This window comes from Polynucleobacter sinensis (genome assembly GCF_001595985.1).
Taxonomy (GTDB): Bacteria; Pseudomonadota; Gammaproteobacteria; order Burkholderiales; family Burkholderiaceae; genus Polynucleobacter; species Polynucleobacter sinensis.
On record NZ_LOJJ01000009.1, the window covers coordinates 23,613 to 41,323 of the forward strand.

General features: G+C 46.4%; 17 protein-coding genes and 1 other RNA gene. 15 read left to right on the forward strand and 3 right to left on the reverse strand.

Annotation, left to right across the window (positions count from 1 at the left end; all coding sequences use genetic code 11):
- Positions 1 to 51: 51 nt before the first annotated feature.
- The 10 genes from AOB49_RS08890 (at position 52) to rnpB (ending at position 10,840) form a co-directional block, all read left to right on the forward strand.
- Positions 52 to 957: a Tim44 domain-containing protein gene (locus tag AOB49_RS08890; RefSeq protein WP_062310122.1), complete on the forward strand. Its 906-nt coding sequence runs from the start codon at positions 52 to 54 to the stop codon at positions 955 to 957.
- Positions 958 to 1,009: 52 nt separating this feature from the next.
- A complete protein-coding gene (locus tag AOB49_RS08895; protein ID WP_062310125.1) occupies positions 1,010 to 1,627 on the forward strand; it encodes a ubiquinone biosynthesis accessory factor UbiJ in 618 nt (205 codons plus the stop codon).
- 6 nt (positions 1,628 to 1,633) lie between these two features.
- Positions 1,634 to 3,226 carry a ubiquinone biosynthesis regulatory protein kinase UbiB gene (gene ubiB, locus AOB49_RS08900; RefSeq protein WP_062310126.1) on the forward strand — a complete coding sequence of 531 codons (1,593 nt, stop codon included), beginning with the start codon at positions 1,634 to 1,636 and terminating at the stop codon, positions 3,224 to 3,226.
- Positions 3,227 to 3,290: 64 nt separating this feature from the next.
- Positions 3,291 to 3,944: a DUF502 domain-containing protein gene (locus AOB49_RS08905; protein ID WP_062310128.1), complete on the forward strand. Its 654-nt coding sequence runs from the start codon at positions 3,291 to 3,293 to the stop codon at positions 3,942 to 3,944.
- A 16-nt stretch (positions 3,945 to 3,960) separates the two neighbouring features.
- The gene (gene aspS / locus AOB49_RS08910; protein WP_062310130.1) at positions 3,961 to 5,760 is read left to right on the forward strand and encodes an aspartate--tRNA ligase; all 1,800 of its coding nucleotides are present in this window, start codon (positions 3,961 to 3,963) and stop codon (positions 5,758 to 5,760) included.
- Between the two features lie 6 nt (positions 5,761 to 5,766).
- Complete coding sequence (nudB, locus tag AOB49_RS08915) at positions 5,767 to 6,210, forward strand: dihydroneopterin triphosphate diphosphatase (protein ID WP_062310132.1); 444 nt, start codon at positions 5,767 to 5,769, stop codon at positions 6,208 to 6,210.
- Between the two features lie 24 nt (positions 6,211 to 6,234).
- Positions 6,235 to 8,058, forward strand: coding sequence for an ABCB family ABC transporter ATP-binding protein/permease (locus tag AOB49_RS08920; RefSeq protein WP_156471399.1), 1,824 nt, complete (start codon positions 6,235 to 6,237; stop codon positions 8,056 to 8,058).
- 9 nt (positions 8,059 to 8,067) lie between these two features.
- Positions 8,068 to 9,393: a glycerate kinase type-2 family protein gene (locus tag AOB49_RS08925; protein ID WP_062310137.1), complete on the forward strand. Its 1,326-nt coding sequence runs from the start codon at positions 8,068 to 8,070 to the stop codon at positions 9,391 to 9,393.
- Positions 9,394 to 9,405: 12 nt separating this feature from the next.
- On the forward strand, positions 9,406 to 10,464 hold the full coding sequence (gene pyrC / locus AOB49_RS08930; protein ID WP_062310139.1) for a dihydroorotase: 1,059 nt from the start codon (positions 9,406 to 9,408) through the stop codon (positions 10,462 to 10,464).
- Positions 10,465 to 10,533: 69 nt separating this feature from the next.
- Positions 10,534 to 10,840, forward strand: an RNA gene (gene rnpB / locus AOB49_RS08935) — RNase P RNA component class A.
- Here the strand turns inward: rnpB and AOB49_RS08940 are convergent.
- The gene (locus tag AOB49_RS08940; protein ID WP_062310142.1) at positions 10,841 to 11,263 is read right to left on the reverse strand and encodes an OsmC family protein; all 423 of its coding nucleotides are present in this window, start codon (positions 11,261 to 11,263) and stop codon (positions 10,841 to 10,843) included.
- Between the two features lie 416 nt (positions 11,264 to 11,679).
- On the opposite strand from AOB49_RS08940, the gene rplM reads away from it, so the two are divergent.
- From rplM to erpA, 4 genes are all read left to right on the forward strand, one after another.
- Positions 11,680 to 12,108 (forward strand): 50S ribosomal protein L13, encoded by a 429-nt coding sequence (gene rplM / locus AOB49_RS08945; protein ID WP_011903721.1) that lies wholly within the window; start codon positions 11,680 to 11,682, stop codon positions 12,106 to 12,108.
- A gap of 9 nt (positions 12,109 to 12,117) precedes the next feature.
- A complete protein-coding gene (gene rpsI, locus AOB49_RS08950; protein WP_062310144.1) occupies positions 12,118 to 12,519 on the forward strand; it encodes a 30S ribosomal protein S9 in 402 nt (133 codons plus the stop codon).
- A gap of 113 nt (positions 12,520 to 12,632) precedes the next feature.
- Complete coding sequence (argC, locus tag AOB49_RS08955) at positions 12,633 to 13,691, forward strand: N-acetyl-gamma-glutamyl-phosphate reductase (RefSeq protein WP_062310145.1); 1,059 nt, start codon at positions 12,633 to 12,635, stop codon at positions 13,689 to 13,691.
- Between the two features lie 81 nt (positions 13,692 to 13,772).
- On the forward strand, positions 13,773 to 14,159 hold the full coding sequence (gene erpA, locus AOB49_RS08960) for an iron-sulfur cluster insertion protein ErpA (protein WP_062310148.1): 387 nt from the start codon (positions 13,773 to 13,775) through the stop codon (positions 14,157 to 14,159).
- A 17-nt stretch (positions 14,160 to 14,176) separates the two neighbouring features.
- On the opposite strand, the gene AOB49_RS08965 is transcribed toward erpA, so the two are convergent.
- Entirely contained in the window at positions 14,177 to 15,307 is a 1,131-nt protein-coding gene (locus AOB49_RS08965; RefSeq protein ID WP_062310149.1) for an anhydro-N-acetylmuramic acid kinase, read from the reverse strand.
- A gap of 88 nt (positions 15,308 to 15,395) precedes the next feature.
- Between AOB49_RS08965 and tyrS the strand changes: the two genes are divergently transcribed.
- Positions 15,396 to 16,628, forward strand: coding sequence for a tyrosine--tRNA ligase (gene tyrS, locus AOB49_RS08970; RefSeq protein WP_062310151.1), 1,233 nt, complete (start codon positions 15,396 to 15,398; stop codon positions 16,626 to 16,628).
- A gap of 3 nt (positions 16,629 to 16,631) precedes the next feature.
- Here tyrS and ruvB read toward each other — a convergent pair whose 3' ends face one another.
- Entirely contained in the window at positions 16,632 to 17,702 is a 1,071-nt protein-coding gene (gene ruvB / locus AOB49_RS08975; protein ID WP_062310153.1) for a Holliday junction branch migration DNA helicase RuvB, read from the reverse strand.
- Positions 17,703 to 17,711 lie beyond the last annotated feature (9 nt).

Genomic DNA, 17,711 nt, shown 5'->3' on the forward strand with positions numbered 1-17,711 from the left:
GCAAAGTTTTTTGCGTTTAAGAATTACAGAAGTCTTATTGGAGATTGGAATATGAATAAGCATTTTTTCAAGGCGGCAATCTTAAGTCTGAGTTTGATATTTGCTTCAGTAGGCCATGCGGATGCTGCTCGTTTGGGCGGAGGAAGAAGTATTGGTAAGGCTCCTAGCGCGCCCATTCAAAAGCAGGCTGCACCTGTGCAAAAACCTGCGCAGCAAGCTCAACCAGCTGCACCTACACCAGCGCCGCAAGCAGCGGCACCTAGCCGTTTTGGAGGAATGGGTGGAATTCTAGGTGGTTTAGCGGCAGGTCTTGGTATCGGCTACTTGTTGTCCCATTTTGGTTTGGGTGATGCAGCAGCGTCCTTGATTACCGGGTTGTTAATTGCGGTTTTGGCTGGCTTTGCCATTATGTTTGTGATGAGAAGATTATTGCCGGCATTGTCTGGAGCTAATGCCAGTATTCCTTCGCAAGGAATGCAGCGCGCCGCCGTAAATTCATCACCTAGGCAGGAGCCAGCATTTACGCCAGCAGCCAGTGCTTTTGGGGGAGTGGCTTCCGAACCGGCTCCATTTCAGTCAACATTGCCGCCAGGTTTTGATGAGCAGGCCTTTTTGGGAAATGCTAAGCAATACTTTGTGGGGCTGCAGAGGGCCTGGGATCAAGGCGACTTGGTTGCATTGCGTGAATACACCACTTCAGATATGTTCGCGACAATCGAGCAAGATCTTGCTGGCCGTGCCGATAGCGCAAATCAAACTGACGTTGTTACATTAAATGCCCAGTTATTGGGAATTGAAACTACTGACAATACTTATTACTGTAGCGTTCAATTCACTGGCACCATTCGCGAGCAGATTGGCGCACCGGCTAATAATTTCTCTGAAATTTGGAATTTAAGTAAGCCGGTAACGGGTCCTGGTGGCTGGGTACTGGCGGGTATTACTCAGTTAGTTTAAGCTTAAGGTACTTTCCATTGAAAGCCCGCACTTGTGCGGGTTTTTTACACTTATGAACGCTGTTTCTCCTGTTACACACAATCTTGCTGCCGGTGTTGCCTGTCGAGGGATAAATCACGTTCTCAGGACTGAGCCCTGGGCAATGGCTGAATTAGCTAAACATGCTAGTAAGGTTATTGCGGTCCAACTTCCAATTGCCCTCCTCTGTTTTGAAATCAAGGCTGAAGGTCTGTTGGGCGCCCTCGAAAGTTGTGAGGCTCCCTCATTGCAATTAGACATATCAGCTAATGCACTCAGCGGCCTAGGCGTTAGCTCTGGAGGGGTGCGAGATCAAGCTATTAAAGCGGTCAAGATCACTGGGGATGCTGAGCTTGCTCAATTGCTAGCGCGCTTGGCGGGTCAGTTGCGCTGGGAATATGAGGAAGATCTAGCTCGAATTGTTGGTGATGGTCCCGCAAATTTTGCTGTACGACAAGGTAAGAAGATGATTTTTGCTGGTAAATCTGCTGCCAATGATTTAGTTGGGAATCTGGTGGAATATGTCACCGAGGAAAGAAAGGTGCTTTTGAATAAGCGGGATTTTATGACTCGTAAGAGTGAATTAAATGAATTGCGTGACACAGTTGATCGCCTTGAGAAACGCATTCAATTTCTAGAGCAAAAAGGGTAGTCTATCGTGCGTCGAATTGCTCGTTTAACTTTTATATTCTTCACCGCCTGGCGCTATGGCCTGCTACCTTTACTACGAGATATTCTCAAGCCTGGATTGAAGCGTGGTTTATTAACTATAGTTTGCTGGACTTCTCCAGGTGAATCTTTGCCTCGGGGTGAGCGCATCCGATTAACTCTTGAGGCGCTTGGACCCATTTTTGTGAAGTTTGGGCAAGTGCTTTCTACGCGCCGCGATTTATTGCCAGAAGATATTGCGAATGAATTAGCAAAATTACAAGATCAGGTGCCTCCCTTTTCAAATGATGAATCATGTTGTTTGATTGAAGAGGCCCTCGGACAATCTATTGAGGAAGTATTCATTAGTTTTGATGCAACTCCAGTAGCAAGTGCCTCTGTGGCTCAGGTACATTTTGGCCGTTTACGTGGGACTGAGAAACATCCGGAGTGGGAAGGTCGAGCTGTTGCAGTTAAAGTGCTGCGCCCAGGCATTTTGCCAGTGATAGAGGGTGATCTTGCTTTGTTGTACGACTTGGCAAAGATTGTAGAGAGAAGCTCGGAAGATGGTCGTCGCTTAAAGCCTCGCGAGAATGTGGCGGAGTTTGACACCTACCTTCACGATGAATTGGATCTCATGCGTGAAGCGGCTAATGCAAGTCAGTTGCGTCGTTATTTTGTTGATTCAAAAAAATTAATGATCCCAGAAATGTATTGGGATTTATGTCATACCAATGTCATCGTGATGGAAAAGATGGATGGCATTTCCATTGGTCGAACTGCGGACTTACGCGCTGCTGGAGTGGACTTTAAAAAGTTAGCTGCAGATGGGGTGGAGATATTTTTCACACAAGTATTTCAGTATGGTTTCTTCCATGCGGATATGCATCCCGGAAATATCATGATCAGCCTAGAGCCAGATACATTTGGGCGATTTATTTCTTTGGATTTTGGCATTGTTGGTGCTCTTAGTCAGTCTGATAAAAGTTACCTCGCATTAAATTTTCTTGCATTCTTTAATCGAGACTATCGACGGGTTGCAGAATTGCATATTGAGTCTGGCTGGGTTCCCGCTAATACTCGTGTGGAAGAATTAGAGGGTGCGGTTCGCTCAGTTTGCGAGCCCTACTTTGATCGCCCGTTAAAAGAGATCTCTTTGGGCATTGTGTTGATGCGCTTGTTTCAAACCTCTCGCCGTTTTAAGGTGGAGATTCAGCCACAGTTAACTTTGTTGCAGAAAACCTTGCTGAATGTAGAGGGCCTTGCGCGCCAATTAGACCCAGATCTAGATCTATGGAAAACTGCTAAGCCAATTTTGGAAAAATGGGTCAGCCAACAATTGGGCTGGAGGGCTCTAGTGGATGGCTTGAAAAATGAGGCGCCAGGATGGGCTCAAATTTTGCCTACTTTGCCGCGTTTGATTGCGGAAAGCCTGGCTCAAGATCGCGGTCGCGCCCAGAAAGAGGGGCGAAACCTGGAATTGGAGGTTTTAAAAAGCCTTTTAGCGCAAGAAAGGCGTACTCATCGCCTCATAGTGGGGACCTTGCTCTTTACAAGCGGGTTTTTGGCTGGAATTTTGATAATTGGCCTAGGTCTTTACTAGTCTGTCGCCGTTCTTCGCTTAAACCGCTAAAATGATAGGTTAAGCAAGACGCAAGCATAGGCACATGAAAAAATACTTTATTGCAGGGATTTTGGTCTGGGCACCAATGTCAATCACGATTTGGGTGATTGCTTGGGGCCTGGGGCTGCTCGACGGTGTTTTTGGTTCAGTAATGCATGCCATTATTGCGGTGTTCCCTAATCAATTTGCTGGCGATTTGCAACATTTCCGCGAATTACCTGGTGTTGGCATACTGATTGTCATTTCAGTCATTATGTTGACCGGCCTTCTAGCCATTAGTTTTGCAGGGCAGTGGTGGACGAAGGTATGGGATCGCTTTATGAATCGCATCCCCATTGTGCGCTCCATTTATTCTAGCGTTCAACAAGTTTCATCTACTTTATTTTCTGGCAGCGGTCAGGCATTTAGTAAGGCTTTGTTAATTCGCTACCCGCATGCTGATTCGTGGGCAATTGCATTTCAGACGGGTATTCCAGCAAAAGAGGTAGCAGCAAAGTTGGGTGAAGATTACGTCAACGTGTTTTTACCTACAACGCCGAATCCCACCTCAGGATTTTTTATGATTGTGCCTCGTGCTCACACGATCGAATTAGAGATGAGTGTTGAAGAGGCGCTTAAGCATATTGTTTCAATGGGATCTGTTCCTCCCACCAGTTCAACTGGTTTGACTGCCATTCAGTCGAGCCATCATTTTTGATTTATAGGAAATTGTTATGTCGATGCGAAGCCATACTTGTGGTCAGGTAACAGAATCACTCATTGGTAAGGAAGTTACTCTTTCTGGTTGGGTGAATCGTCGCCGCGACCATGGCGGTGTGATCTTTATTGATTTACGTGATCATCAAGGTTTTGTGCAAGTAGTATGCGACCCTGATCGCCCAGAAATGTTTGCCTTAGCAGAGCAGGTTCGCAATGAGTTTTGTATTCAGATTAAAGGTTTGGTGCGCGCGCGCCCTGCTGGTACTGAAAACAATGATCTCGTTAGCGGCAAGGTTGAAATTCTTTGTCATAGTCTTGTGATATTGAATGCTTCTATTACGCCCCCATTTCAATTGGAAGATGAAAATCTTTCTGAAACAACCCGTTTAACCCATCGTGTATTAGATTTGCGTCGCCCTCAGATGCAAAAAAATCTGCGCCTGCGTTACAACGTTGCAATGGAGTGTCGCCGCTATTTAGATGCCGCAGGCTTTATTGACATTGAAACTCCGATGTTGACGAAGAGTACGCCAGAAGGTGCGCGTGATTACTTGGTACCTTCGCGTGTTCATGATGGTCAGTTTTTTGCTTTACCTCAATCTCCACAACTCTTTAAGCAATTATTGATGGTGGCTGGTTTTGATCGCTATTACCAAATTACAAAGTGCTTCCGTGATGAGGATTTGCGCGCCGATCGTCAACCTGAATTTACTCAGATTGACTGTGAAACTGCTTTCTTAAGCGAGTTAGAAATTCGCGAATTATTTGAAAACATGATTCGTCATATTTTCAAAACCACAATGAATGTTGAATTACCAAATCCATTCCCAACCATGCCTTATTCCGAAGGTATGGCACGTTTTGGTTCTGACAAGCCAGATTTGCGTGTGAATTTTGAGTTCACCGAATTGACTGACTTAATGAAAGATGTGGACTTTAAGGTCTTCTCTGGAGCGGCTAATCAAGTTGGTGGTCGCGTAGTGGGTCTTTGTGTTCCTGGTGGCGCTGAGATTAGTCGTAGTGAAATCGATGACTACACTCAGTTTGTCAGTATCTACGGCGCCAAAGGCTTGGCGTGGATTAAAGTCAACTCGGTTGCTGAGGGTCGCAATGGTCTGCAGTCTCCCATTGTGAAGAATTTGCATGATGCGGCAATTGAGGGTATTTTGAAGCGCACTGGCGCTAAAGATGGTGACATTATTTTCTTTGGCGCTGATAAAGAAAAAGTCGTTAATGATGCGATTGGTAATTTGCGCTTAAAGATTGGTCATTCCACTTGGGGTAAAGAGCATGGCTTATCAACCGAGGGTTGGAAGCCATTGTGGGTTGTTGATTTCCCTATGTTTGAATACGATGATGACAATGCCCGTTGGGTTGCCTGCCATCATCCATTTACGAGTCCTAAAGATGAACACATGCAGTATTTGGAATCTGATCCAGGCAAGTGTTTGGCTAAAGCCTATGACATGGTTCTTAACGGTAGCGAGATTGGCGGCGGCTCCGTCCGTATTCATCAAGAGGTAGTTCAGAGCCAAGTATTTCGTGCACTGAAAATTGGCGCTGAAGAGGCTCAAGCCAAGTTTGGATTCTTATTGGATGCTTTGCAGTATGGCGCCCCTCCACATGGCGGTATTGCATTTGGCCTTGATCGCATCGTCACAATGATGACTGGTGCCGAATCGATTCGTGATGTGATTGCTTTCCCTAAAACACAACGCGCGCAATGCTTGTTGACTCAAGCTCCTAGTCCTGTTGATGAGCGTCAATTGCGAGAGTTGCATATTCGCTTGCGTCAAGCCACTCCAGCTGCATAAAGCATCTTGAAGATCCCCATCTCGGTTTTGGTTGTTATCTATAAATCGAATGGGGAGGTCTTATTGATAGAGCGGGCTGATAAAGCCAATTTCTGGCAGTCAGTTACTGGCAGTCTCGATTCTTCTGATGAGGATCTTAGTTTGGCTGCTGCGCGAGAGGTGCATGAGGAGACGGGAATTGATGTTAAGCTCCTGCCCTCAGAGTCTTTGCAAAATATGCATCACCAGATTGAGTATGAGATTTATCCTCAATGGCGCCATCGTTATGCTCCTGGTGTAACTCGCAATACAGAACATTGGTTCTCATTGCGAGTGCCCGATACAACTCAAATTACTTTGGCTCCTAGAGAGCATGTTGCTTACCAGTGGTTACCATACGCAGAGGCAGCAAAAGCCTGCTTCTCCCAAAGTAACGGAGAGGCAATCTTAAAACTCTTTTCAGCAGTCTAAGACGGAAGTGTCTAAGATAGAGTGATGAGACATTCATCCAGCCAACATCATGCAGCAGTAGATTCAAGCCCATCCCGTGGTAGCGATTGGAAAGTGATCCGCGATCTCCTTCCATATTTATTGGAATACAAGTTTCGAGTTGCAATTGCTCTAACTTGTCTGATAGCCGCCAAGGTCGCCAATCTGGGTATTCCAATTTTGATGAAGCAATTAATTGATGCTCTCAATATCAAAGCGAATTCCCCGCAAGCCCTATTGGTAGTGCCAGCCGGCTTGATTCTTGCCTATGGCCTCTTAAGAATATCTGCCTCTCTATTTACGGAGCTACGAGAATCTCTTTTCGCGCGCGTGACTCAAAATGCGGTTCGCAAAGTGGCGCTCCAAGTGTTTGAGCACTTGCATGCGCTCGCCTTGAGTTTTCACTTAGCTCGTCAAACAGGGGGTGTGAGCCGAGATATTGAGCGTGGCACTCGTGGTATTCAGTCACTGATTTCATATTCGCTTTACAGCATTTTGCCGACCCTGATTGAGTTTCTTTTAGTGCTCGGTTATTTTGCTTACGCATACGATATTTGGTTTGCCGCCATTACCTTTACTGCTTTGGTGCTTTACATTAGTTTTACAGTTGTCGTGACAGAATGGCGTACGCACTTTCGTCGCACCATGAACGATATGGATTCGAAGGCTAATCAAAAAGCGATTGATTCACTACTCAACTTCGAGACGGTGAAATATTTTGGTAATGAGGCCTTTGAGGCGAGTCGTTACGATCAAAATTTAGTGCGCTATCAAGCCGCTGCCGTAAAGTCTCAAAAATCCCTCGCGATCTTGAATTTTGGCCAGCAAACTATTATCGCAGTTGGGTTAATGATGATCTTGTGGCGCGCTACCCTAGGTGTAATTGATGGGTCGATGACCTTGGGTGATCTGGTGCTAGTAAATACTTTGATGATCCAGTTATATATTCCACTCAATTTCTTGGGGGTGATTTATCGAGAAATTAAACAGGCTCTCACTGATATGGATCGGATGTTTTCTCTTCTGAATACTGAGAAAGAGATTGCTGATGCGCCAAACGCAAAGCCATTACACATTACTAATCAAGGGCGTGGACCAGAAGTACGATTTGAGCATGTCTCATTTCACTATGATGCTAAGCGAGAAATATTGCGTGACGTAAGCTTTAACATTCCAGCAGGAACAATTACTGCTGTGGTGGGTCAGAGTGGGGCGGGTAAGAGTACTTTAGCGCGTTTGCTCTTTCGATTTTATGACGTACAGTCCGGCAAGATCTTGATTGATGATCAAAATATTCAGGATGTTACTCAGGCGAGTTTGCGTAAGGCTATTGGCATCGTGCCGCAAGATACCGTGCTCTTTAATGACACCATTGGTTACAACATTGCCTACGGAAACCCAAATGCCTCTATAGAGGAGGTACATGAGGCAGCGCGTGCCGCGCAAATTGATCGTTTTATTCAACACCTTCCAGATGGATATGACACGCAGGTTGGCGAGCGGGGGTTAAAGTTGTCCGGTGGTGAAAAACAAAGGGTGGCGATTGCACGTACTTTATTAAAGAAACCCGCAATGTTAATTTTTGATGAGGCTACCTCAGCATTAGACTCCAAAACAGAGCGCGCATTTCAGGACGAGTTGCTTGGGCTTGCAAAAAATCGGACCACTTTAATTATTGCTCATCGCCTCTCAACGATTGTTCATGCCGATCAAATTTTAGTCATGGACCATGGTTGCATCGTGGAGCGTGGTACACATGTCGAGCTTTTGGCGGCTGGTGGCCGCTATGCTGAAATGTGGCAGATGCAAGAGCGCGCCACACTTGATTAGAATATTCCGATGAGACATCAAGAGACTATTCTTAAAAATGCATTTGCGGCCGCTTTGGCAGTTGCTGATCCTAAGAAAATTGTTCCAGAGTATCTAAGTACTATTTTTCCTGTTGGGCAAGAGCCCAAAGGAAGATGTTTGGTGGTGGGTGCGGGCAAGGCTAGTGCCGCTATGGCTAGCGCGCTGGAGTCTTATGCAACAGTGTATTGGCCACAAGTGCGCTTGGAAGGCGTGGTATTAACTCGCTATGGACACCGCTCCCCAACAAGTCATCTGAAAATTATCGAGGCAGGTCATCCAGTGCCAGACCAAGCCGGCATGGATGGCGCCAAAGAAATATTTCGCCTGGTGAGCGCATTAAAGCAAAATGATGTTTTGATTGCCCTCATCTCTGGGGGCGGGTCTAGCTTGCTCACCTTGCCTCAGAATGGTATTTCGATTGCGGACATGCGCCAGACTACAGAGGCTTTATTGCGTTCGGGCGCGCCAATCGAAGAGATGAACATTATTCGCAAGCATTTATCAGCGATCCAGGGTGGCAATTTAGCCAGAGTAGCCATGGCGAATGGCGCGCGAGTTGAGGCCTTATTAATCTCCGATGTCACTGGAGATTTGCCATCAGATATTGCTAGCGGTCCTTGTGCTCCTGACTATTCAACTTACCAAGATGCTTTAGATATTTTTTCTAAATATCAACTGGGCGAAGGATCGATCCCCGAGACAGTGCTGCAACATTTGCGCCGAGGGGTGGCTGGAGAGATTCCGGAGACATTAAAAGAGACAGATCTAAGGAATGCCCAAGTACGTAATCATGTGATTGCTACTGCATACAAGAGCCTTGAGGCGGCTGCGGCATATATTAGAACGCAAGGATATGAACCCGTGATCCTGGGCGACACTATCACCGGTGAAGCTCAGGATGTGGGCGTTGATCAGGCGACCCTAGCTCGTGAATATTCGCTTGGAAGTCAGGCCACCAAGTTGCCCTTGGCCTTGATTTCTGGTGGGGAGTGTACCGTCACTTTGCCAAAAGGGATTCAAGGGCGTGGAGGTCGTTGCAGCGAATTTCTCTTAGCCCTATTTAATGCTACAGATGGTATGAATAATATTTCCGCTTTAGCTGCAGACACTGATGGCATAGACGGTAGTGAAAAAAATGCTGGTGCATGGTTTACTCCACTAGTTCGAAAGCTGTCTCAGGAGCAGGTTCTACTTCCTAAGAAATACTTGTTAGAGCATGATTGTTATGGTTTTTTTGCCCAACTGAATGCTTTAGTAGAAACTGGCCCTACACTGACCAATGTGAATGATTTCCGCATCATCTTGCTTGATTGAGATCTTATAAATATGCCTACTACTACAACCCAAATTCAACTGCTTCAGCCAGATGACTGGCATTTACATATTCGTGATGGTGAGGTCATGAAGGATGTATTGGCCGATACCGCACGTCAATTTGCACGTGCCATCATCATGCCGAACTTGAAGCCACCAGTGACTACCGTGAGTTTAGCAAGTGCCTACCGTGCTCGAATTGAAGCAAATCTTAAATCTCTTGGTATCAGTGACTTCACGCCGCTAATGACTTTGTATCTTACTGACAATACTTCTGCAGATGAGGTGCGCAAAGCAAAGGCCGAAGGTATTGCTGCTTTCAAGCTTTATCCCGCAGGCGCGACTACTAATAGTGATGCTGGCGTTAGTGATATCAAGCGGTGCCATAGTGCTTTAGAAGCAATGCAGGCAGTGGGTATGCCCTTATTGGTTCATGGAGAGGTGACTAGTTCTGAAATTGACATCTTTGATCGTGAGGCAGTCTTTATTGATCAGGTTCTAGAGCCTCTACGTCAAAATTTTCCTGAGCTGAAGATTGTGTTTGAGCACATTACTACGAAGCAGGCTGCTCATTATGTGAGAGATGCGCAAACGGGTGGTAAAAATATTTTGGCTGCGACGATTACTCCGCAGCATTTGCTCATGAACCGCAACGCGATTTTTGCTGGCGGTATTCGCCCTCATAATTATTGCCTGCCGGTTTTAAAACGCGAAGAGCATCGTCTTGCTTTAATCGATGTGGCTACTAGTGGTAATTCGAGATTTTTCTTGGGTACTGATAGCGCGCCGCATGCAAAGGGCGCCAAAGAGGCCGCTTGTGGTTGTGCCGGATGCTATAGCGCATTCAATGCCTTGGGCTTATATGCTGAAGCATTTGAAAGCGTTGGTAAGTTAGATAAGTTAGAGGGTTTTGCTAGCCTCTTTGGACCAGATTTTTACTCATTACCGCGTAATACCAAGACGGTTACTTTGGTAAAGCAGGCGCAAAACATTCCAGCGGAATTGCCTTTGGGTGATGCCACTATCGTGCCTTTGCGCGCTGGCGAAACTATTGCTTGGACCCTCGCCTAAGCCATTCTATTTTTCTCTAGATAGCGTTTTCCAAACTAAATTTCTGCGACTGCGTTAGACTGCAGTCGCAGAGTCAATTAGGCAATCGCCGCCTCTTTATTGAGGGGGAGGAAAGTCCGGACTCCATAGGGTAGGGTGATGGCTAACGGCCATCCACGGTAACGTGAGGAATAGGGCCACAGAGACGAGCGTATTTAGTTACGGTGAAACGCGGTAACCTCCACCTGGAGCAATCCCAAGTAAGCAGACGATGAGGCGACCCGCTGAGTCTGCGGGTAGGGAGCTTGAGCCGTCAGGTAACTGCCGGCCTAGAGGAATGATTGCCCCTAGATGCGAATCTAGGCGACAGAATCCGGCTTATCGATTGACTCTGCACTTATTCCGCAATGATCTCAACGCTATAGCTCAGCTCTGCTGTTTTTGCGAGCATAGTGGTAGCCGAGCAGTATTTCTCATGGGATAGCTTGACCGCACGTTCTACCTTTGCGGGATCTAACTCTTTGCCTTTAACCTGAAAATGCAGGTTAATTTTGGTGAAGACTTTGGGGTCTTCGGTGGCGCGTTCAGCCTTTAGATTGACATTGCAGCCGCTGACGGCCTGCCGGGATCTTTGTAGTATTAGCACCACATCGAATGCAGAGCAGCCCCCAGCCCCAGCTAAAAGGAGTTCCATAGGTCTTGGAGCCAGATTTCTGCCGCCAGCCTCGGGTGCCCCATCCATATTTACTAGATGGCCGCTGCCAGTTTCTGCAGAAAAAGCCATGCCATCGGCGCCCAACCAGGAAACTTTACATTCCATATTAGTGATCCCTAACTTCTAAAATTAATCAATATTATCAATAGTTTACCAATTTATCTGCGATTTAGGCGCCTACTTTTTTGACAAAAAGAAGACAAAATCTTGATTTTGGTCAATTTTCTTGCATTGCACCATATTTCTAGATACAATAACCACATTGGTAGTCAGTCTTCTGTATGAGATTGATGTTCCTCCCAGTGTCTCCTCCACTTAAACATAGGTGGATTCCAACCCAGGACTCGTTCCTGGGTTTTTTTTAGGTTACAATTCAAGGCTTTACTGAATTACCGAACCAGTCAGCGGTAATTGTTTTACCAGTTGGATTACAGAAACTGCGAGCTTGCAAACATAAGCAGGGCCAAGGTGGATGAAATTTGATTGGAGTAATTTTTTTGACTATAACAATTTGAGAAATCATGAAAACTTTTTCTGCAAAATCCCATGAGGTAGTGCATGAATGGTTCGTGATTGACGCTACGGACAAAGTCCTCGGTCGTGTCGCCAGTGAAGTGGCACTCCGTCTACGCGGCAAGCACAAGCCTGAATACACCCCACACGTTGATACCGGCGACTTCATTGTTGTCATCAACTCTTCTAAGCTGCGTGTTACAGGCACAAAAGGCTTGAACAAAATTTATTACCGTCACAGCGGATACCCAGGTGGTATTAGCTCGACTAACTTCGACAAGATGCAAGATCGTTTCCCAGGTCGCGCTTTGGAGAAGGCTGTGAAAGGTATGTTGCCAAAAGGCCCACTAGGCTATGCCATGATCAAGAAATTGAAAGTCTACGGCGACGCCAATCATCCGCATGCGGCTCAGCAGCCCAAAGCGTTAGAGATTTAAGGAAACCAAATGGCTATTAATTACGGAAATTGGAATTACGGTACAGGTCGTCGCAAGAGCTCTGTAGCACGTGTATTCATTAAATCTGGCAAAGGTGAGATTACTGTTAACGGTAAACCTATCGATGCATACTTTGCTCGTGAAACATCGCGCATGATTGCTCGTCAGCCTTTGGCTCTCACAGCACACCTCACTACTTTTGATATCAAAGTAAACGTGACCGGTGGCGGTGAAACTGGCCAAGCTGGTGCAGTTCGTCATGGTGTTACACGTGCATTGATCGACTACGACAACGCTTTGAAGCCTACCCTGTCTAAAGCAGGTTTGGTCACTCGCGATGCTCGTGAAGTTGAGCGTAAAAAAGTTGGTCTGCATGGCGCGCGTCGTCGTAAGCAGTTCAGCAAGCGCTAATTTCTTTCAGTCGCTTCAGTTTTATCGAAAGGGTCGCGCAAGCGACCCTTTTTGTTTCTACAATCTAGGTGTTAACGAAATAAAATGGGTCTGTCGGTATTTTGGAGAATGACATGATTAAAGTGGGTATCGTGGGTGGAACTGGTTATACCGGAGTAGAGTTGTTGCGTTTATTGGCGCAGCACCCTGAGGTCAAGATTCAGGCAATTACTTCTCGTACCGAAGCAGGGATGTCTGTAGCGGAAATGTTCCCATCACTACGTGGTCGCATTGATCTTAAATTTACAACACCTGATGAAGCCAATCTCAAGGAGTGTGATGTTGTGTTTTTTGCAACTCCGCATGGTGTTGCAATGGCGCAAGCAAAGGAATTACTCGCTAACAACGTGAAGGTCCTGGATCTTGCTGCTGACTTTCGTTTGCAAGATATCAAAGAGTTTGCCAAATGGTACGGCATGGAGCATGGTTGCCCAGATATTTTGGCTGAAGCAGTTTATGGATTGCCAGAGATTAATCGCGAAGCCATTAAAAAGGCGCGAGTGGTGGGTTTAGCTGGTTGCTACCCAACCTCAGTACAGTTGGGGTTAGCTCCGCTACTATCGCCAAAATCGACTGGCGGTAAACAGCTGATTGATGGAATGCATATTATTTCTGACTCCAAGTCTGGAACTTCGGGAGCGGGACGTAAGGCAGAGATTGGTACCTTGCTTTCTGAGGCGAGCGACAACTTCAAAGCCTATGGTGTTAAAGGTCACCGCCATCTTCCAGAAATCGTGCAAGGATTAAAAGCGATTGCTGGCCATGATCAAATTGGTCTGACATTTGTACCGCATCTAACGCCAATGATTAGAGGGATTCACTCCACTTTATATGTGCGCTTAACTGATGCTGGGATGAATGTCGATTTTCAGAAGCTTTATGAGGAGTTTTATAAAGTAGAGCCATTTGTAGACGTTATGCCTGCAGGCAGTCATCCTGAAACCCGTTCTGTGCGCGGTAGCAATGGCTTGCGGATTGCAATTCACCGTCCCGGGGGTGGTGATACCTTGGTTATTTTGGTGGTTGAGGATAACTTGGTGAAGGGTGCTTCGGGCCAAGGTGTGCAGTGCATGAACCTCATGTTTGGTTTGCCTGAGACAACTGGTTTGACGCAGATTGCCGTTTCTCCCTAATTGGGGCAGGTAAAGACCCTTCAGCAAGCTTGGTATTAAAGGCCTAAAATAGATTATCGCCCTTTAAATTAGGAGTAAATCATGACTGAATTAGCTACACAACAAACTGCACAAACTGCACCAGATTTAGCTGAACCACCTACCCCATTGGTGTTTACGGATAGTGCTGCTGCAAAAGTGGCTGACTTGATTGCTGAAGAAGGTAATCCTGAATTGAAGTTGCGTGTCTTTGTACAAGGTGGCGGTTGCTCAGGTTTTCAATACGGCTTCACATTTGATGATGCCGTAAACGAAGATGACACACTTTTTGAAAAGAATGGTGTGACTTTGCTGGTGGATTCAATGAGCTTCCAGTATTTGGTTGGCGCAGAGATTGATTACAAAGAAGACATCAATGGTTCACAATTTGTGATTAAGAATCCTAATGCCCAAACGACTTGCGGTTGTGGATCCTCATTCTCGGCATAAATAAAAAATTGATTTATTTAAGCGGGGTAGTAAGCACCTAAAATTCTAGGTCCTTTCGCTCCTGTAACGGCTGGCAAATTTGCTGGCCGTTTTTCTTTGTGGGCCCACGCAAGCCATGCAAATGCAAGTCCTTCTACTAGCTGTGGATCAATGCCAAGCACATCACTTGTCACTACTTCAAGAGAGTTTTTAAATACACTATTTTTGCTCAATTCAAATAGTTGCATTAATGTCGTGTTGCGTGCTCCGCCTCCACAAACAATGAGCGTTTTTGTTTCTGGTGCATATTGTTTCAAGGCTTGAAGAGCAGATTGAACGGTGAGGTGCAGTAAGGTCGCTTGCACATCTTCGGGGTCGATATTGTCAGTGCCAATGTATTTCTGTAACCATTCAAGATGAAAGTCATCCCGGCCGGTACTTTTAGGCGGCTTCTTAGTAAAAAATGGGTCTGCCAACATTCTGCTCAGAAGTGCCTGATTGAGTTGACCTTGTGAGGCCCAAATACCGTTTTTATCAAAGGCATGTCCTTGCTGCTCTGAAATCCAAGCATCCATCAGCATATTGCCAGGGCCGCAATCAAACCCAGTAACCTCCCCATTTTTGGGCAATAGTGTGAGGTTTGCAATGCCTCCTAGATTGAGTACGGCAACATCCTGTTTTGAGCCAAATTGCTGCGCATGAAAAGCGGGAACGAGAGGGGCGCCATGGCCACCTGCCGCCATATCGCGACTCCTAAAGTCGGCAATGACATCGATCCCGGTAAGCTCGGCAAGTAATGCTGGATTGAGAGTTTGATGGGTATAGGCAAGATGCTCAGATAGGCCTGCTTGATGGCGAATCGTTTGTCCATGGGCGCCAATCGCACTGATATCAGACGGCTCAAGCTTGGCCTGTCCCAGCAATTGCTTCACGGCATCCGCATAAGCAACGGCAAGAGCATTGGACGCCTGATTTTCCCGATGAATCTCATTTGCCCCTGGAATTTGCAGGTCTAGTAGGGCTTGGCGTAATTCGGGGCTAAAGGACGTGCTGACGGCCCCCAAAAGACTTGCCTCGCCATCCGTATCGAGCTTTGCAAGGACAGCATCAATCCCGTCTAGGCTAGTACCAGACATGAGGCCGATATAGAGGGAATGGGACTTATTCATGCAGTATCAGGGCTTTGTTCTCAGGAATGCGACAATTATGCTTTAGCAATTTAAATATTAATTAACTGTATCAGTTATCCGAATCAGCATGACGGCTAAACCAGAACAAAAATATCCACTTACTCCTGAAGTTTTCGCAGCCCTTGAGGTGACCAAGCGGGGGTGCGAAGAGCTATTGGTGGAGTCAGACTGGATCCAAAAGCTAGCTAGAAGCCAAGCTACCGGTATCCCTTTGCGGATTAAGTTAGGCCTTGATCCTACTGCGCCAGATATTCATTTGGGGCATACGGTAGTTTTGAATAAATTGCGCCAGTTGCAAGACTTGGGACATACAGTCATTTTCTTGATTGGCGACTTTACTAGCATGATTGGCGACCCTTCTGGGCGCAATGCTACTCGTCCACCATTAACTGCTGAGGAGATCGCTGTTAATGCCCAAACGTACTATCGTCAAGCAAGTATGGTGCTTGATCCCGCCAAAACTGAAGTGCGTTACAACAGTGAGTGGTGTGATCCATTAGGTGCGCGCGGCATGATTCAGTTGGCGGCTAAATATACCGTTGCCCAGATGCTAGAGCGTGAAGACTTTACTAAACGCTATCGCAGTGGAGTGCCAATCTCCGTGCATGAGTTTTTATATCCCCTGATGCAAGGTTATGACTCGGTAGCCCTAAAGAGTGACTTAGAGCTTGGTGGCACTGATCAAAAATTTAATCTTCTCGTTGGCCGTGAACTCCAGCGCGAATACGGTCAAGAGCCGCAGTGTATTTTGACAATGCCACTCCTTGTTGGTTTGGATGGCGTAGATAAGATGAGTAAGTCCAAAGGCAATTACATTGGTATCAGTGAGCCTGCTAGCGAGATGTTTGGTAAGCTCATGAGTATCTCTGATGACTTGATGTGGGATTACTTTACATTGCTCTCTTTCCGCCCAATGTCAGAAATTGATTTAATGAAGCAAGAAGTTGCTACTGGTCGTAACCCGCGCGATTGCAAGGTTTTACTGGGTCAGGAAATCGTAGCGCGTTTTCATTCGCAAGCTGCGGCAGAAAAAGCATTAGAAGACTTCAATCACCGCGCCAAAGGTGGTGTGCCTGATGAAATTCCAGAAGTGAATTTGACTGGTGCCCCTATGGGGGTGGCTAATCTACTTAAGGCTGCAGGACTTGCCCCATCGACATCAGAAGTGAATCGTAATATTGAACAAAACGGTGTGAAGATTGATGGCACTACGATTGCTGATAAGCAGTTAAAGATTGAAGCGGGTACTTACGTTGTGCAGGTGGGCAAGCGTAAGTTTGCTAAGGTAACCCTAAGTTAATACTTAAAGATCTAGACTGGCGGAGCTGTTTGGCGGCGTCAGCCCAAAGTGCTCATACGCTTGTCTAGTAGCTACTCGACCACGTGAGGTGCGTTGCAAGTAGCCTTGCTGAATAAGGTAGGGCTCTAGGACATCCTCAATGGTGTCACGTTCCTCGCCAATCGCAGCGGCTAAGTTATCAATGCCGACTGGGCCACCATCAAATTTATGCAAAATGGCTTCAAGTAGTTTTCTGTCCATGACATCAAATCCGCTTGGATCTACATCGAGCATTTTGAGTGCGGCATCGGCCATGGCTTTAGTGATGGTGCCAGTTCCCTTGACTTCAGCGTAGTCGCGTACACGACGTAATAAGCGATTGGCAATACGGGGAGTGCCACGCGCGCGCTTGGCGATTTCTACAGAACCTTCTGGATCAATATTTGCTTTTAATAGGTTGGCTGAGCGCTCGATAATTTTGGTCAGTTCTTCGGTTGTATAAAACTCGAGACGAGCAACAATACCGAAGCGATCACGTAATGGATTGGTGAGCATGCCGGCACGAGTAGTGGCACCAATCAAGGTAAATGGTTTGAGATCAATTTTGACGCTACGCGCTGCAGGTCCTTCGCCAATCATGATATCGAGACTGTAATCTTCTAAAGCGGGATAGAGAATTTCTTCTACGACTGGTGAGAGGCGATGGATCTCATCGATAAAAAGAACGTCATTCGCCTCTAAATTCGTTAGCAAAGCTGCCAAATCGCCCGGTCTGTCTAATACAGGGCCGCTAGTTTGTCGCAAATTAACCCCAAGCTCTCTGGCAATGATGTGAGCCAGAGTTGTTTTGCCAAGCCCGGGAGGGCCAAATAGCAGGACGTGGTCAAGGGCTTCTTGCCTTGCCCTAGTTGCTGAGATAAAGATTTCTAGCTGGGCGCGTGCTTTAGTTTGACCCACGTACTCGTCAAGTTGCTTGGGGCGTAAAGCTCTTTCGAAGATAGCTTCAGAATTACCAGCTGCACCACTGACAATGCGGTCATTACCATCTGGTAAATCTTCAGGAATAGCGCTGAGGTCTTCGGTATGTATTGCCATGCTACAAGT

Coding starts and splice junctions, on each gene's coding strand:
- AOB49_RS08890 (WP_062310122.1), top strand. CDS start 52: ATGAATAAGCATTTTTTCAAGGCGGCAATCTTAAGTCTGAGTTTGATA.
- AOB49_RS08895 (WP_062310125.1), top strand. CDS start 1,010: ATGAACGCTGTTTCTCCTGTTACACACAATCTTGCTGCCGGTGTTGCC.
- AOB49_RS08905 (WP_062310128.1), top strand. CDS start 3,291: ATGAAAAAATACTTTATTGCAGGGATTTTGGTCTGGGCACCAATGTCA.
- aspS (WP_062310130.1), top strand. CDS start 3,961: ATGTCGATGCGAAGCCATACTTGTGGTCAGGTAACAGAATCACTCATT.
- AOB49_RS08920 (WP_156471399.1), top strand. CDS start 6,235: ATGAGACATTCATCCAGCCAACATCATGCAGCAGTAGATTCAAGCCCA.
- AOB49_RS08925 (WP_062310137.1), top strand. CDS start 8,068: ATGAGACATCAAGAGACTATTCTTAAAAATGCATTTGCGGCCGCTTTG.
- pyrC (WP_062310139.1), top strand. CDS start 9,406: ATGCCTACTACTACAACCCAAATTCAACTGCTTCAGCCAGATGACTGG.
- AOB49_RS08940 (WP_062310142.1), bottom strand. CDS start 11,263: ATGGAATGTAAAGTTTCCTGGTTGGGCGCCGATGGCATGGCTTTTTCT.
- rplM (WP_011903721.1), top strand. CDS start 11,680: ATGAAAACTTTTTCTGCAAAATCCCATGAGGTAGTGCATGAATGGTTC.
- rpsI (WP_062310144.1), top strand. CDS start 12,118: ATGGCTATTAATTACGGAAATTGGAATTACGGTACAGGTCGTCGCAAG.
- argC (WP_062310145.1), top strand. CDS start 12,633: ATGATTAAAGTGGGTATCGTGGGTGGAACTGGTTATACCGGAGTAGAG.
- erpA (WP_062310148.1), top strand. CDS start 13,773: ATGACTGAATTAGCTACACAACAAACTGCACAAACTGCACCAGATTTA.
- AOB49_RS08965 (WP_062310149.1), bottom strand. CDS start 15,307: ATGAATAAGTCCCATTCCCTCTATATCGGCCTCATGTCTGGTACTAGC.
- tyrS (WP_062310151.1), top strand. CDS start 15,396: ATGACGGCTAAACCAGAACAAAAATATCCACTTACTCCTGAAGTTTTC.
- ruvB (WP_062310153.1), bottom strand. CDS start 17,702: ATGGCAATACATACCGAAGACCTCAGCGCTATTCCTGAAGATTTACCA.